Raw genomic sequence first — 15,016 nt, 5'->3', positions numbered from 1 at the left:
TCATGGCCATGAGCGTGGGACAAAACGAAGATAGCGACGACGTTATCGCCGCCATCAATACGACGCCGCTCGTCGACGTGATGCTGGTGTTGCTGATCATCTTCCTGATCACGATCCCGGTCGTCACGCATACGGTGCCGGTGCAACTGCCGAAAGAGACGATCCAGCCGCTGCAGACGACACCGACGAGCATCGAGATCGCGGTCAATCGCGACGGCGACTTCTTCTGGAACGAGAAGCACGTGGATAGTGCGACGCTGCTGTCGCGGCTGAAGGATGTTTCGCTGATGCAGCCGCAGCCCGAGGTGCACGTGCGCGGCGACCAGAGCACGCGTTACGAGTTCATCGGCCGCGTGATCACGACCTGTGAACGCGCCGGCATCGCGAAGGTGTCATTTATCACGGAGCCGCCTGCGCGCGGCGGCTAGGAGGCGAAGATGGGAATGAACGTTCCTTCGGGCGGCGCTGGCGGTGACCCGGAAGTGATGGTGGACATCAACACCACGCCGCTCATCGACGTGATGCTGGTGTTACTGATCATGCTGATCATCACGATCCCGATCCAGATGCATGCGGTGAAGATGAATCTGCCGGTCGGCAATCCGCCGCCGCCGCTCACGCAGCCTGAAATCGTGCAGATCGACATCGATTTCGACGGCACGACGACCTGGAACGGCACGCTGGTGCCGGACCAGGCGGCGCTCGAGGCGAAGCTTGCGCACGTCGCGGCCGAGCCCGTGCAGGCCGAGATTCATCTGCGTCCGAACAAGCTCGCGCCTTACAAGGATGTGGCGGCCGTCATGGCGTCGGCGCAGCGCGTTGGCGCCACGAAGATTGGGCTCATCGGTAACGAGCAGTACATGCAATAAGGACGGTGTGATGAGAATAGTCAATCGACGGCTCAAACAGGCGTTGTCGGCGGCCGTCGTCGGCGTGGTATTCACCGCGGCGGCGCTGCCGGCCGCGGCCGACACCCTGCGTCCCGACGTCGGCAAGCCGCTCAGCGCGGCCCAGGATCTCTATCGGGCGCACAAGTACAAGGACGCGCTGGCGAGGATCGCGCAAGCCGCGGCCGTGCCGAACAAGACGCCGTACGAGATCTACATGGTCGAGGAAATGCGCGGCGCGACGTTGATGGCGGATGGCGAGGAGGGTGCGGCCGCCCAGGCCTATCAGACGCTGCTCGGCTCCGGGCAACTGAAGGGCGACGGCGAACAACGCGTGAGCGCGACGCTGGCTGGCATTTACTTCCAGCAGCACGACTATGCGCGCGCGATTGCAACGGCACAGCGTTACCAGAAGGCGGGAGGCAGCGATCCGCAGATGAAGGAGCTGCTCGTGCAGTCGTACTACCTGTCAAACGATTGCACGAGTGTAGTCGGTGCGCTGAAGCCGGCGATCGACGCGCAAGTGCGCGGCAACCACGCGCCCGATGAGTCGCAATTGCAGCTATTGAGTACGTGCGCGCAACGCAGCAAGGACGACGCGACCTATCGCACCGCACTTGAAGCGCTGGTCGCTTACCATCCGAAGCAGGCGTACTGGGACAACCTGTTCTCGGCGATTCGTGCAAAGCCGGGCTACTCGCCGAAACTTGACGTGGACGTGTACCGGTTGCGCCGCGCCAACGGTGCTTTCGGCTCGGTGGACGACTACATGGAGATGACGCAGCTTTCCCTCGTCGCGGGTACGCCGGCCGAAGCGAAACAGGTCATCGATCAGGGCTTCGCCTCGGGCGTGCTCGGCAAAGATGCGCAGGCGGAGCGCGAAAAGCGCCTGCAGGCGCTCACGGCGAAGCGCGCGCAGGCGGGCAGCGATGCCGGCGATCCCGTCGCGCCCGTCGACCAGGGGTTCAACCTCGTGTTCGCTGGTCACGCGAAAGACGGACTGGCGATGATGGAGTCGGCGATCGCGAAGGGCGGCCTCGACCATCCCGATCAGGCGCAACTGCATCTGGGCATCGCCTACTACGTGGCGGGACAGAAGCCGCGCGCGATTCAGGCGTTCCGGGTGGTCAAGGGCACGGACGGCTCCGCCGACCTTGGCCGGCTGTGGACGCTGATGGCGTCGAAGTAGACCCATCGGCCGGGCCCGCGCCCGGCCTTGCGCTCCGATCCGATCAATGTCACGCCGGCTTTCGTCCGGCGTGCGCACACGCACAGTGACAATGAAAATTTTGACGTTCCGCTCGTTGCGCCGGCTCTCGTCGCTTGCGCCGATGGTCACGCCCCTGATCGTCGCGATGGTCGCGACGACCGGCGCGACCATCGCGTTGCCGGCCACCGCCAAACCGGCGATCGCGCAATTCGGCGAACCGAAATACCCAGCGGATTTCACGCATTTCGACTACGCGAATCCCGACGCGCCGACTACCGGCGAATTGACTTTCCAGAACTACAACGACAACCAGAGCTACGATTCGACGAATCCGTTCATCGTGCGCGGCATGCCCGCGCCGGATATCCGTAACCTGATGTTCGATACCCTGATGCAACGCAGCTGGGACGAGCTGGCTTCCGAATATCCGCTGATCGCGGACGATGTGGTGCTCGCGCCCGACCAACGCTCCGCGACGTTCCACATCAATCCGGCGGCGCGGTTCTCGAACGGCGATCCGATCACTGCACAGGACGTCAAATACTCGTTCGATACGCTGAAGAGCGCGCAGGCGTCCCCGTTGATTTCGTCGCAGTTCGTGCAGATCAAGCGCGCGACGGTGATCGACCGTCTGACCGTGCGCTTCGACTTCGTCGACAACTCGAGATCCAATCCGTTGATCGCCGGTGATCTGCCGGTGTTTTCGCCGAAGTGGGGCATGCAACAGGATGGCAAGCGCTTGCCATTCGATCAACTGTCCGTCGATCCGCCGATCGCGAGCGGCGCCTATCTGATCGAGTCGCGTAAGAACGACAAGCAGATCACCTATCGCCGCAACCCGAACTATTGGGCCGCGAACCTGCCGGCGCGGCGTGGGATGTTCCGCTTCGAGCGCGTGACGTTCAAGCTCTATGTCGACCAGTACACGATGCTCGAATCGTTCAAGGCCGGCAACGAGGATGTGCGCGTCGAATACAGTTCGACTCAGTGGGCGCGCAAATATGTCGGCAAGAACTTCAAGTCTGGGTTCCTGCACAGGGGCGAGTTCGAAGACGGCCCCGCGCAAATGCAGGGCTTCATCATCAACACGCGCAAGCCCCAATTCCAGGACCGGCGGGTTCGCCATGCGCTTGCACTCGCATTCGACTACGAGTGGATGAACCGGATGATGTTCTACGGGCAGTATCGCCGAACGAACAGCTTCTGGCAGGACAGCCCGTTCGGTGCGACCGGCATACCTAGCGAGAAGGAGGTGAAGCTGCTCGAGCCGTTCCGCGCATCGTTGCCTCCCGAAGTGTTCGGCCCGATGGTCAAGCTGCCGAACACGCTGCCGCCCGGCTCGCTACGGCAGAACCTGCGGCAGGCGCGCGACCTGCTCGCCGAGGCGGGCTGGCACTACCGCGACGGCGCATTGCGTGATGCGAGCGGCAAGCCGATGACGATCGAGATCATCGATAACCAGCCGGGCATGGACCGCATCATCATCCCCTACACGCAGGCGCTGCAGACGCTGGGCATCCACGCTTACTTCCGCGAACTCGACAGTGCGCTTTATCAGAAGCGGCTGGACAACTTCGAGTACGACATGACGACGTATATCTATCCGCCCGTCACGATCCCGGGGCCGGAGCTGATACGCCGGTTCACGAGCCCTGCTGCATCGCAGGTCGGTTCGGAAAACTACATGGGTATTCGTTCGAAGGCCGTGGATACGCTCGTGCACGCGGCTATCGCGGCCGACACGCTCGATGACCTCGAGACGGCCACGCGCGCGCTCGATCGCGTGCTGATCAACGAGTACTACCTCGTGCCGCAGTACTACGAGCCGTACGCGCGGATCGGCTACAAGTCGACCATCGGGTTCCCGAAGGTGACACCGATCACCTATCAGTACGAGGACTGGGTCATCAACTACTGGTATCGCAAACCGCAGGCGCAGACAACCGCCGCAGTGCATTGAGGAGCGTCATGTTCGCCTACATTCTCAGACGTCTGCTGTTGATGGTGCCGACGATCATCGGTGTCGTCACGCTGACTTTCGTCGTGACCCAGTTCGTGCCGGGCGGCCCGGTGGAGCAGATGGTGACCCAGCTTCGTCACGGCGAGTCGCGCCACGGTGCCGACGGTGGCGGCGGCAGCGGCTACCACGGCAACCAGGGCCTCGACCCGCAGCAGATCGAGCAGATCAAGAAGCAATTCGGCTTCGACAAGCCGGCGCACACACGTTACCTGTTGATGTTAAAGAGTTACGCGACGTTCGATCTCGGCCAGTCGTACTTCCAGCACAAGAGCGTGTGGGAGGTGATCCGCAGCAAGTTGCCAGTCTCCATTTCGCTCGGGCTCTGGACCGTGATGCTGACTTACGCGGTGGCCGTTCCGCTCGGCATCGCCAAAGCCGTGCGCAACGGCTCGCGCTTCGATGCGGTGACGAGCGTACTCGTCCTCGTCGGCTACGCGATTCCCGGATTCGTGCTCGGCGTGTTGTTGCTGATGCTGTTCGGCGGCGGCACGTTCTGGCAGCTCTTTCCGATGCGCGGACTCACATCGGACGACTTCGCCGATCTGTCCGCCGTGGGCAAGGTGCTCGACTATGTCTGGCACATGGTGCTGCCCGTGACGGCGTCCGTGGTCGGCAACTTCGCGATCGTGACGATACTGACGAAGAACACGTTCCTCGAAGAGATCGGCCGGCAATACGTACTGACGGCTCGCGCCAAAGGTGCGCCCGAGCGCGACGTGTTGTGGAAGCACGTGCTGCGCAACGCCGCCATTCCGTTGTTGACAGGGCTGCCCGCTGCGTTCGTCGGCGCGTTCCTGAACGGCAACCTGCTGATCGAGACGCTGTTCTCGCTCGACGGCATGGGTCAGCTGTCGTACGACTCGGTGATTCGCCGCGACTACCCGGTGGTGCTCGGCTCGCTGTTTCTCTTCACCCTGATCGGCCTTCTAACCAAACTCATTGCTGATGTCTGCTATGTCATCGTCGACCCCCGCATCCAATTCGACCGCGTGGACCGCTAAGGCGGCCGCGGCGTCCTCCGTGCCGGTCTCGCCGTGGCGACGCACCTGGCTGCGCTTCAAGAGCCAGAAGCTCGGCTACTGGAGTCTGATCGTATTCGTCGCGCTGTTTGTCGTCAGCCTTGCCGGGGAGCTGCTCGCCAACGACAAACCGCTCGTCGTGCGCTACGACGGGCACTACTACTTCCCGATTCTGAAGGAGTATCCGGAGACGCAGTTCGGCGGCGATTTCCCCGCGAAGACGAACTATCTCGATCCGTATATCCGCTCCCGCCTGGAGGCAAACGGGAATTTCGCGGTCTATGCGCCGAACCACAACTACTACGACACGATCGACTATTTCGCCGAGCGGCCGTTTCCGGCGCCGCCGAGCGCCGCGAACTGGCTCGGCACCGATCAGTTCGGGCGCGACGTTCTCGCGCGCCTGCTCTACGGCTTTCGGGTCTCGGTGCTGATGGCGATCGCGCTGACCTTGTCAGGCGTGTTCTTTGGCGTGTTGACGGGTGCGCTGCAAGGCTTCTACGGCGGACGGACCGACCTCATCGGCCAGCGCCTGATCGAGATCTGGTCGTCGATGCCGGACCTCTATCTGCTCATCATCTTCGCCTCGATCTTCGAGCCGACGCTTTGGCTGCTGTTCATCCTGCTGTCGATGTTCGGCTGGCTGCTGTTGTCCGATTACGTGCGCGCGGAATTCCTGCGCAATCGCGCGCTCGACTACGTGAAGGCCGCGCGCACGATGGGACTCTCGAACTGGCAGATCATCTGGCGTCACATATTGCCGAACAGCCTGACACCGGTCATCACGTTCCTGCCGTTTCGCATGAGCGCCGCGATTCTCTCACTGACGAGCCTCGACTTTCTCGGCCTTGGCGTTCCGCCGCCCACCCCGAGCCTCGGCGAACTGTTGCAGGAGGGCAAGAACAATCTGGACGCCTGGTGGATCTCGGTATCGGTGTTCTCCGCGCTCGTCGCCACGCTGCTGCTTCTGACGTTCATGGGCGACGCGCTGCGCAACGCGCTCGATACCCGCAACCGCGGCTCGGCGTTCGGAGGTGGGAAATGAGCGAAAACTGCAAACCGCTGCTCAGCATCGAAGATTTTTGCGTCTCGTTCGGCGACAGGCAATGCGTGTTCGACGTCAACCTCGCGATCGGCCGCGGCGAGCGTGTTGCGCTCGTCGGCGAATCGGGCTCGGGCAAGAGCGTGACCGCGCTGTCGGTGCTGCGCCTCGTGCGCGATGCCACGCACACGGGCCGCATCGTCTTCGATGGAGAAGACCTGCTGACGAAGAGCGAACAGCAGATGCGCGGCGTACGCGGCGCCGATATCGCGATGGTGTTCCAGGAGCCGATGACGGCGCTCAATCCGCTTTATACGGTGGGCCAGCAGATCGCGGAGAGCCTGCGGCTGCACGAGGGGCTGCGCCCGAACGCGGCGCGCGAGCGCGGCATCGAGTTGCTGCGCCGTACGGGCATTCCCGAGCCCGAACGCCGCATCGACAGCTACCCGCACCAACTGTCGGGCGGGCAGCGCCAGCGCGCGATGATCGCGATGGCGCTCGCGTGCCGCCCGCGGCTGCTGCTGGCCGACGAGCCGACCACGGCGCTCGATGTGACGGTGCGCCAGCAGATCGTCGACCTGCTGATCGGCTTGCAGGAGCAGGAGGCGCGGGAGCGCGGCATGGCCGTGCTGTTGATCACGCATGACCTGAATCTTGTGCGGCGGTTCGCGCAGCGCGTCGCCGTCATGGAGAAGGGCGTGCTCGTCGAAACGAACACGACCGAAGCGCTGTTCGCGAATCCGCAACATCCTTACACGAAGCGATTGCTCGATAGCGAGCCGCGTCGCGCAATCGAGACCGTGCCTGATGATGCGCAGAACGTGCTGTCAATCGAGGGGCTCGCGGTCGACTATCGAACGAGCGCCAAAGGCTGGCGTTCGTTGTTCGGCAGGACGGCGTTCCGCGCGCTGCACGAAGTCGATCTCACGCTGCGCCGCGGCGAGACGCTCGGCATCGTCGGGGAATCCGGCTCCGGCAAGTCGACGCTCGCCTCGACGGTGCTCGGCTTGCAGCGGGCCACGGTCGGCGACGTCAAGGTGGCCGGCAAGCCGCTGCGCGAATATCGATCGTCCAGCAAGGCCTGGCGTGCGCTGTCTGCGCGCATGCAGATCGTGTTCCAGGATCCGTTCGGCTCGCTTTCGCCGCGCATGACGATCGAGCAGATCGTCGGCGAGGGGTTGCGGGTTCATCGTCCCCAGCTCGATGCGCCTGAACGCAGGGCGCGTATCGTCGAGCTGCTCCAGGAGGTCGGTTTGTCCGCCGACGTGCTGCTGCGTTATCCGCACGAATTCTCGGGCGGTCAGAGACAACGGATCGCGATTGCGCGCGCGCTTGCCGTAGAGCCCGAATTGATCGTGCTCGACGAGCCGACGAGTGCGCTCGACGTATCGGTGCAGCAGCAAGTGCTCGGCCTGTTGACGCGCTTGCAGAAAAAGTATGGGCTCAGCTACCTTTTCATCACGCATGATCTCGCCGTGATCCGCGCAATGGCGCACCGCGTGGTCGTCATGAAATCGGGGCGGATCGTGGAGACCGGCGACACGCTCGACGTGTTCGACGCACCTTCGCATCCCTATACCCAGTCGTTGCTCGCGGCGTCGATTCTGCAGAACGCCGCGCTCAAGGAGAACATTGCATGATCGAAGAACTCTGGACATCGGCCGCGCGCGCATTGCGCAGCGATGCCGATTTCTGGTCGGTGCGTTTCGTGGACGAACGCACGGACGAGCACGTCGTGCGCAACGACGTGGCCTTGCCGCTTTCCACCGCACGCGAGCGCGGCGCGATGGTGACGGCGTGGGCCGGTGCGGGCGCGGGCTACGCGGCGACCGCGGATCTTTCGGCAAGCGGCCTGCAACGCGCGCTCGACATCGCCGCCGCACGTGCGCAGGCGAGCGCGGCACACACGCTCATCGACCATCGCGAGATTGCGCGGCCGACGCAAAGCGGCAGCTATGTGTCACCGAATGCACAGGGCGCTCTGCCGTCGCGGCGCGAATGGCTTGAACGGCTCGCGCACGAATGCGCGGCTGCAAATCTGGGCGAGCGCATCGTCGAGCGCGTGGCCGGCATGCAAGTGACGCACTGCGATCAGCTTTACTTGACGAGCGATGGCGTGCGCATCGATCAACAGTTGCGCTTTCTCATGCCGAGCCTTTCGGCAGTCGCGCACGGCGACGGCGACACCCAGGAGCGAACGCTCGCGGGCCACTATGGGACGCTCGCGCAGGGCGGCATGGATATCCTCGCGCGCTACGGCTTTGACGGCGCTGGTGCGCGCGTGGCCGACGAGGCGCTGCAACTGCTGGCCGCGCCGAACTGTCCCAGCGGCCGCCGCGACTTGCTGCTGATGCCCGACCAGATGATGCTGCAAATTCACGAATCGATTGGCCATCCACTCGAACTCGACCGCATTCTCGGCGACGAGCGCAATTTCGCGGGCTGGAGCTTCGTGAAGCCGGAGATGTTCGGCCACTACCAGTACGGCTCGGAATTGCTGAACGTGACCTTCGACCCGGATGTGCGCGAAGAGGCCGCCGCCTACGCGTTCGACGACGACGGCAGCGCCGCCAGCCGCCAATATCTGATTCGTGCCGGCGTGCTGGAACGGCCGCTCGGCGGCGCGCTGTCACAGCAGCGGGCGGGACTGCCTGGCGTGGCGAACTCGCGCGCATCCAACTGGAACCGGCCGCCTATCGACCGCATGGCGAACCTCAACATTGAACCCGGTGAATCGTCGCTCGACGTGCTGATCGCGGGCATCGAGCATGGCATCCTTATGAAAACCAACACGTCCTGGTCCATCGACGATCATCGCAACAAGTTCCAGTTCGGCTGCGAATTCGGCCAGCTGATCGAGAACGGAAACCTCACGCAGGTCGTCAAGCGTCCGAACTATCGTGGCGTTTCCGCGAGCTTCTGGCGCAGCCTCGCCGCGGTTGGCAATGCATCCACGCGCGAAATCTACGGCACACCAATGTGCGGCAAGGGTGAACCCGCGCAGGTGATCCGTGTGGGTCATGCGTCGCCCGCTTGCGTGTTTACGAACGTCGAAGTATTCGGAGGCGCGTGATGACCGAGATGCTTTTCCCGGGCGGCGTCGAGGCGATCGACTGGCACGCGCGTTTCATGATGCTCGCCAGCGCGATTGAGCGCCTGCGCCGAGCCGGCGAGACCGTGCTTAGTTCGTTTGCGGGCGAGCAGTCGGATTTCATCCGCTTCAACGCGGGCAAGGTGCGGCAAAGCGGTCAGGTGGAGCAGGGGCGCTTGACACTGCGGCTCGTGAACGGCGCGCGTCAGGCGTATTTCACGCTCGACCTGAGCGGCGACACCCACGCCGACGTGCGTGACGTGGACAAAGCGCTCGCGGCGCTGCGCGAAAGCCTGCTGGACGCGCCCGACGATCCGCATGTGCTGTTCGATAGCACAGCGTGGTCGCGCAGCACGCACCGCAGCGGCAGGCTCCCGGAGCCGCAAGCGCTCGTCGAACTCGTCGCGCAATGTGCGCAGGGTCTCGATTTCGTGGGCTTCTACGCGGGCGGCACGGTCTTGCGCGGCTTCGCCTCGACCTCGGGTAGCCGCGGCTGGTACGAAGTGAAGAATTTCAATTTCAGCTGGTCCCTCTATCAGCCAAACGGGCGCGCGATCAAGACGACCTACGCGGGCGACGCGTGGGACGACGTCGTGTTCGCGGGCAAGCTGAGCGAGGCGGCGGCGCGCTTGCCCGTGTTGCTGCGTACGCCGCGCGTGCTCACGCCGGGCGGCTATCGCGCCTGGCTCGCACCGGCGGCGCTTTCGGAGCTGGTGGAATCGATGGCCTCGAATGGCTTTTCGGCGCGTGCCCAGGCGAACTCAATGAGTCCACTCTACAAGCTCCACACCGGCGCGTGCGCGTTCGACGCGCGCGTGGCGCTGGCGGAATCGCTTGAACTTGGCATCGCACCCGGTTTCAACGACGACGGCTATCTACGTGAGAGCGTGCCACTGATAGACGCGGGTCGCAGCGTTGGCCAGCTAACGAGCGCGCGTTCTGCGCGCGAGTGCGGGCTCGAACCGAACGGCGCACTGCCGGAGGAACTGCCCACCTCGCTTGCGATGGCCGGCGGCGACCTCGTCGAGGACGACGTGCTCGCACGCCTCGGTACCGGACTCTATGTCGGCAACCTGTGGTACGTGAACTTCTCGGACCGCATGAATTGTCGCCTTACCGGCATGACGCGCTTCGCGACCTTCTGGGTGGAGGACGGCGAGATTGTTGCGCCCGTCGACGCGATGCGCTTCGACGACAGCCTCTACGGCCTGCTTGGCGAACGTCTCGAAGCGCTTGGGGCTTGTCCGGAACTGCTGCTCTCCGACGCCACGTGGGGACAGCGCGCGACCGGTGGTCTACAACTGCCCGGCGCGCTTGTAAAGTCGTTCGAGCTGGTGTTGTAGCGCGGCGCGCTGGCCAGGCGGTCACGCATTACGGAAGTGCGGCACGACGTAAAACAACAAGGAGGCACAGATGTCGACCGACTCAACTTCGGATCAGGGCGAGCCGCTCACGCTGCGCGCGATTGGCGTGCGCGACGCCAAACAGTTGCACGCGTTAATCTACGCGCCGTCGATGTCGCACGGCGATCCACAAACACCCTTTCGCTCGGTGGAATCCACGCGCGAGTGGATCGAGAAGCGTCCGCCGCAGCACATCGAAATCGGCGCCTGGGTGGGCGAGCAGTTGATCGGCCACGCCCAGATCGAGGTCGGCAGGACTCGTCGGGCTCACGTCGGCGCGATCGGCGTCGGCGTACACGGCGACTGGCGTCGTCGGGGCGTCGCCACGCGCCTCGTGGGCGAAGTGATCGATCTGGCCGACAACTGGCTCGGCCTACGTCGGCTCGAACTCAAGGTGTTCGTCGACAACGATGCCGCCATCGCGCTGTATCGCAAGTCCGGCTTCGAGATCGAAGGGCGGCTGCGTGGCCATATGCTGCGTCAGGGCGCCCTTGTCGATGCGTATCTGATGGGGCGCCTGAGCGCGCCACTGCCTCACATTACGGAGTGACGCCCGATGAATCACCATGGTGAAGCCGTGGCGGCCCACGTCGCGTTCGCGAAGACGGTGCGTCTACGCGCTGCCGAACTCGATGATTGCGAGGCGATCGCCGCGCTCATGAACCTGCCTGGTGTGCGGCCCGGCATTCTTTCGCACGGTTATCGCACCGCCGCATCGCTGCGCGACTGGCTCGAGAATCTCGCAGCGAATTCGATGATAGTCGTCGCCGAATGTGAAGGGCGTTTGATCGGACAGGCTGGACTCATGGTGCACACGGGGCGGCGCGCGCACAGCGCTTCGCTTGGCATCGCGGTGCACGACGCGTATCACGGCTGCGGCGTGGGCTCGCTGCTACTCGGTGCGCTACTCGAAGCCGCCGACAATGCGCTCGGCCTGCGCCGCATCGAGCTCAGCGTATTCGCGGACAATGCCCCGGCGATCGCGCTGTATCAGAAGTTCGGCTTCGTGATGGAAGCGCGCGCACGGGCCGACGCTGTACGCGACGGTGCGCTGCACGACGTCTTCCATATGGCGCGCATCGCCAGCGCGCCCGAATTCGGTCCGGCGCAAGTGCCCACGGATTCCACTGCAGCCCTCTGACCCAGGACCCCACACGTGCCCTTCTTCTTCATCGACAGACCGGTTTTCGCGTGGGTGATCGCGTTCGCCGTGATGGTGGCCGGTGCGCTTGCCATCACGCAGTTGCCAGTCTCGCAGTATCCGCGCCTTGCGCCGCCGCGCGTCGTCATCTCCGCGACTTACCCCGGCGCGACAGCCGAGCAGATCGACAGCGACGTCGCGAGCCTGATCGAGCAGAGCCTCGACGGCGCAACGGGACTCTCGTACTACGAGACGACGAGCGACGGGCTCGGCGAGCTCGAGATCGATGTCATGTTCACGCCCGGCACGAATCCCGACCTGGCAATGGTCGACGTGCAGAACCGCCTGAAGCAAGTCGAACCGCGTTTGCCGCAGCAGGTCGTGCAGCAGGGCATCAGTGTCTTCAACGCGGCGAACACGTTCCTCATGCTCGTCACGCTGGTGTCGACCGACGGCACACGCGATTCCACGACATTGAGCGACTATCTGAACCGTTATCTGCTGCGCGAATTGAAACGCACGCCAGGCGTCGGCTCGGCTGAACTGTGGGACGCCGACGAGGCGATGCGTATCTGGCTCGATCCGGTGAAGCTGCGCGAATACAGCCTGTCTCCCGCCGACGTCAGCGCCGCGATCCGTGCGCAGCATTCGACCGTCACGGCGGGCTCGATCGGCGATGCGCCAGCCACGGCCGGGCAGGCGCTGACCGCGTCCGTCAACGTGCATGGGCAGTTGCGCACCCCGGCCGAGTTCGCCGCGATCGTGCTGAAGGCGCAGCCGGGCGGGGGCGTGGTGCGGCTCGGCGACGTGGCCCGCGTCGAGGTTGGGCGCGACAGCTATACCTTCTGGTCACGCCTGAACGGCCATTCGGCCGCGACCGTCGGCATCCAGCTCGGGCCGCTCGGCAACGCGCTCGCCACGTCGGACTCGATCCGCGCGCGCATCGACGCAGTGTCGAAGACCTTGCCAGCGGGCATCGAGGTGCGGATTCCCTACGACGGCGCGCACTTCGTCAAGATTGCCATCAAGGAGGTCGTCCTGACGCTCTGCGAGGCGATCGTCCTTGTCTTCTGCGTGATGTGGCTGTTCCTGCGCGAGCTGCGCTACGCGCTCGTGCCGACCGTCGTGATTCCCGTCACGCTGTTGGGCTCGTTCCTCGCCATGCACGCGTTCGGCCTCTCGATCAACGTCTTCACGCTATTCGGGCTCGTGCTTGCGATCGGCATTCTCGTCGATGACGCGATCGTCGTCGTGGAAAACGTCGAACGGATCATGCACGAGGAGGGACTGGCGCCGCGCGAAGCGACGCGCAAGGCGATGCGGCAGATCGGCGGCGCAATCGGCGGCGTGACGGCCGTGCTCATTGCCGTCTTCCTGCCGATGGCGTTTTTCAGCGGCGGCGTGGGCGGAATCTACCGGCAGTTCTCGATCGCGATGATCTCGGCGATTCTGGTGTCGGCGTTCATGGCGCTTTGCCTCGCGCCCGCGCTATGCGCGAATTTGCTCAAGCCGCCGCGGCACCGTAACGCTTCGCGCGGCGGTGTCATCGAGCGCTGGCTTGCGAAATTTGCGTCCGGCTTCGATGGGGCGACGCGTCTTTACGGCGCCTGGGTGACTCGATTGCTCGGACGATCGAAGCTGGCCTTCGCCGTGCATATCGCGCTGATCGGTGCGGCGGGAGTGCTTTACGCGGCGATGCCCGGGGGCTTTTTGCCGACGGAAGATCAGGGGCAGCTTCAGGTGATGGTGCAACTACCGGCTGGTGCTTCACAGGAGCGGACGTTCGCGGTGCTGCGCCGGGTCGAATCGATCCTGCAGACGGAGCCAGCCGTCGACAACGTGACCTCGGTGATCGGCTGGAGTTTCGCGGGCAGCGGGCAGAACGTCGGCATGGCCTTCGTGTCGCTGAAAGACTGGGAACGACGCAATGTCGATGCAGTGACCTTGCGCGACAGACTGAACCGCGAATTTGCCAGGATCCTCGACGGCGAAGTATTCGCGCAGTTGCCGCCATCGGTGCCCGGGCTCGGCCACGCCGACGGCTTTACGTTCCACCTCGAAGATCGCGGCGGCGTGGGCAAGGAGGTGCTCGACGCGGCGCGCGAGCGCCTGATCGAACTCGCGAAGCAAAGCCGCGTGCTGGCTGACGTTCACTCGGAGACGCTGCCTGACGCGCCGCGCGTAACCGTCGAGGTCGACCGCACGAAGGCTTATGCGATGGACGTGTCGTTCGATGCCATCGCCGACGTACTCGGTGCGACATTCGGCACGTCGTACATCGCCGATTACCCAGCGGGGGGACGCATGCTGCGCGTGCTCGTCGGCGGCGATGCTGCGACCCGGATGACGGACGCCGATCTGCTCGCGCTCACGGTGCGCAACCAGGCGGGCAAGATGGTGCCGTTCTCGGCTTTCGCGTCGCTGCGCTGGGCGCGCGGGCCGAGCGTCCTGACGCGTTATAACGGCTACCCGGCGCTCGACGTGACGGGCCGCGCCGCGAACGGTTATAGCTCCGGTGCCGCGATGGCGGAGATGGAGCGGCTCGCGGCCCAGTTGCCCGAAGGTATCGGGTTCGAGTGGGCCGACGTGTCACTCGCCGAGACGCAGGCGGCGCAACAAACGCCGCAGTTGCTGGCGTTGTCGCTGCTCGCCGTGTTCATGGCGCTCGCGGCGCTTTACGAAAGCTGGACGATTCCATTGTCGGTGCTGATCGTCGTGCCGCTCGGCATCATCGGCGCGGTTGCAGCGATGTTCTTGCGCGGATTGCCGAACGATATCTACTTCAAGATCGGCGTGGTGACCGTCATCGGCCTCGCGGGCAAGAATGCGATTCTGATCGTGCAGTTCGCGCGCGATCTGCATGCGCGCGGGGCGGGTCTCGCCGATGCGATCGTCGAGGCGTGCACGATGCGCTTTCGACCGATCGTCATGACGTCGGCGGCATTTCTAGTCGGTGTCGTGCCGCTCGTGTTCTCAACGGGCGGTGGCGCTGAAAGCCGGCACTCGATTGGCACAGGTGTCTTCGGTGGCATGACTGTCGCAACAATACTTGGGTTGATTTTTACGCCGGTCTCGTTTTATGTCTGCGCACGGGGCTTGCGCAGGCGGCGTCGTGCGGAGGGCAAGACGGCGTGGAACCGGCGTACGCTGGAGGCCGCGCTCGATCGCGTCGTTACGGCGGAGGCGAAGCAGGGCGATTAGGG

General features: G+C 64.3%; 12 protein-coding genes. All 12 read left to right on the top strand.

Annotated elements, in window-relative coordinates:
• Positions 1-2 precede the first annotated feature (2 nt).
• Positions 3-428, top strand: coding sequence for an ExbD/TolR family protein (locus AB3X89_RS04900; protein ID WP_368582117.1), 426 nt, complete (start codon positions 3-5; stop codon positions 426-428).
• 9 nt (positions 429-437) lie between these two features.
• Positions 438-869, top strand: a complete 432-nt coding sequence (locus AB3X89_RS04895; RefSeq protein ID WP_368582116.1) for an ExbD/TolR family protein — start codon at positions 438-440, stop codon at positions 867-869.
• A 10-nt stretch (positions 870-879) separates the two neighbouring features.
• On the top strand, positions 880-2,076 hold the full coding sequence (locus tag AB3X89_RS04890) for a tetratricopeptide repeat protein (RefSeq protein WP_368582114.1): 1,197 nt from the start codon (positions 880-882) through the stop codon (positions 2,074-2,076).
• Positions 2,077-2,167: 91 nt separating this feature from the next.
• A complete protein-coding gene (locus tag AB3X89_RS04885; RefSeq protein ID WP_368582112.1) occupies positions 2,168-4,057 on the top strand; it encodes an extracellular solute-binding protein in 1,890 nt (629 codons plus the stop codon).
• An 8-nt stretch (positions 4,058-4,065) separates the two neighbouring features.
• Positions 4,066-5,118: a microcin C ABC transporter permease YejB gene (locus AB3X89_RS04880; protein ID WP_368582111.1), complete on the top strand. Its 1,053-nt coding sequence runs from the start codon at positions 4,066-4,068 to the stop codon at positions 5,116-5,118.
• Positions 5,072-6,181, top strand: a complete 1,110-nt coding sequence (locus AB3X89_RS04875; protein WP_368582110.1) for an ABC transporter permease — start codon at positions 5,072-5,074, stop codon at positions 6,179-6,181. Before AB3X89_RS04880 ends, AB3X89_RS04875 begins: the two co-directional genes overlap by 47 nt.
• Positions 6,178-7,818 (top strand): ABC transporter ATP-binding protein, encoded by a 1,641-nt coding sequence (locus AB3X89_RS04870; RefSeq protein ID WP_368582108.1) that lies wholly within the window; start codon positions 6,178-6,180, stop codon positions 7,816-7,818. The genes AB3X89_RS04875 and AB3X89_RS04870 overlap by 4 nt, the downstream gene beginning before the upstream one ends.
• The gene (locus AB3X89_RS04865; protein ID WP_368582106.1) at positions 7,815-9,251 is read left to right on the top strand and encodes a TldD/PmbA family protein; all 1,437 of its coding nucleotides are present in this window, start codon (positions 7,815-7,817) and stop codon (positions 9,249-9,251) included. Before AB3X89_RS04870 ends, AB3X89_RS04865 begins: the two co-directional genes overlap by 4 nt.
• On the top strand, positions 9,251-10,612 hold the full coding sequence (locus AB3X89_RS04860; protein WP_368582105.1) for a TldD/PmbA family protein: 1,362 nt from the start codon (positions 9,251-9,253) through the stop codon (positions 10,610-10,612). The genes AB3X89_RS04865 and AB3X89_RS04860 overlap by 1 nt, the downstream gene beginning before the upstream one ends.
• Positions 10,613-10,682: 70 nt before the next feature.
• On the top strand, positions 10,683-11,222 hold the full coding sequence (locus AB3X89_RS04855; RefSeq protein WP_368582104.1) for a GNAT family N-acetyltransferase: 540 nt from the start codon (positions 10,683-10,685) through the stop codon (positions 11,220-11,222).
• A gap of 6 nt (positions 11,223-11,228) precedes the next feature.
• The gene (locus AB3X89_RS04850) at positions 11,229-11,813 is read left to right on the top strand and encodes a GNAT family N-acetyltransferase (protein WP_368582103.1); all 585 of its coding nucleotides are present in this window, start codon (positions 11,229-11,231) and stop codon (positions 11,811-11,813) included.
• Between the two features lie 15 nt (positions 11,814-11,828).
• Positions 11,829-15,014, top strand: a complete 3,186-nt coding sequence (locus tag AB3X89_RS04845; protein WP_368582102.1) for a multidrug efflux RND transporter permease subunit — start codon at positions 11,829-11,831, stop codon at positions 15,012-15,014.
• Positions 15,015-15,016: the final 2 nt, after the last annotated feature.

This window comes from Paraburkholderia sp. BR14320, assembly GCF_040948665.1.
GTDB classification, from domain to species: Bacteria; Pseudomonadota; Gammaproteobacteria; order Burkholderiales; family Burkholderiaceae; genus Paraburkholderia; species Paraburkholderia youngii.
The sequence above is the reverse complement of the archived record's forward strand: the minus strand, read 5'-3'. Positions and strand labels throughout refer to the sequence as shown.

Excerpts from the sequence above, each read along its gene's own strand:
- AB3X89_RS04900 (WP_368582117.1), top strand. The coding sequence starts at position 3 with ATGGCCATGAGCGTGGGACAAAACGAAGATAGCGACGACGTTATCGCC.
- AB3X89_RS04895 (WP_368582116.1), top strand. The coding sequence starts at position 438 with ATGGGAATGAACGTTCCTTCGGGCGGCGCTGGCGGTGACCCGGAAGTG.
- AB3X89_RS04890 (WP_368582114.1), top strand. The coding sequence starts at position 880 with ATGAGAATAGTCAATCGACGGCTCAAACAGGCGTTGTCGGCGGCCGTC.
- AB3X89_RS04885 (WP_368582112.1), top strand. The coding sequence starts at position 2,168 with ATGAAAATTTTGACGTTCCGCTCGTTGCGCCGGCTCTCGTCGCTTGCG.
- AB3X89_RS04880 (WP_368582111.1), top strand. The coding sequence starts at position 4,066 with ATGTTCGCCTACATTCTCAGACGTCTGCTGTTGATGGTGCCGACGATC.
- AB3X89_RS04875 (WP_368582110.1), top strand. The coding sequence starts at position 5,072 with ATGTCATCGTCGACCCCCGCATCCAATTCGACCGCGTGGACCGCTAAG.
- AB3X89_RS04870 (WP_368582108.1), top strand. The coding sequence starts at position 6,178 with ATGAGCGAAAACTGCAAACCGCTGCTCAGCATCGAAGATTTTTGCGTC.
- AB3X89_RS04865 (WP_368582106.1), top strand. The coding sequence starts at position 7,815 with ATGATCGAAGAACTCTGGACATCGGCCGCGCGCGCATTGCGCAGCGAT.
- AB3X89_RS04860 (WP_368582105.1), top strand. The coding sequence starts at position 9,251 with ATGACCGAGATGCTTTTCCCGGGCGGCGTCGAGGCGATCGACTGGCAC.
- AB3X89_RS04855 (WP_368582104.1), top strand. The coding sequence starts at position 10,683 with ATGTCGACCGACTCAACTTCGGATCAGGGCGAGCCGCTCACGCTGCGC.
- AB3X89_RS04850 (WP_368582103.1), top strand. The coding sequence starts at position 11,229 with ATGAATCACCATGGTGAAGCCGTGGCGGCCCACGTCGCGTTCGCGAAG.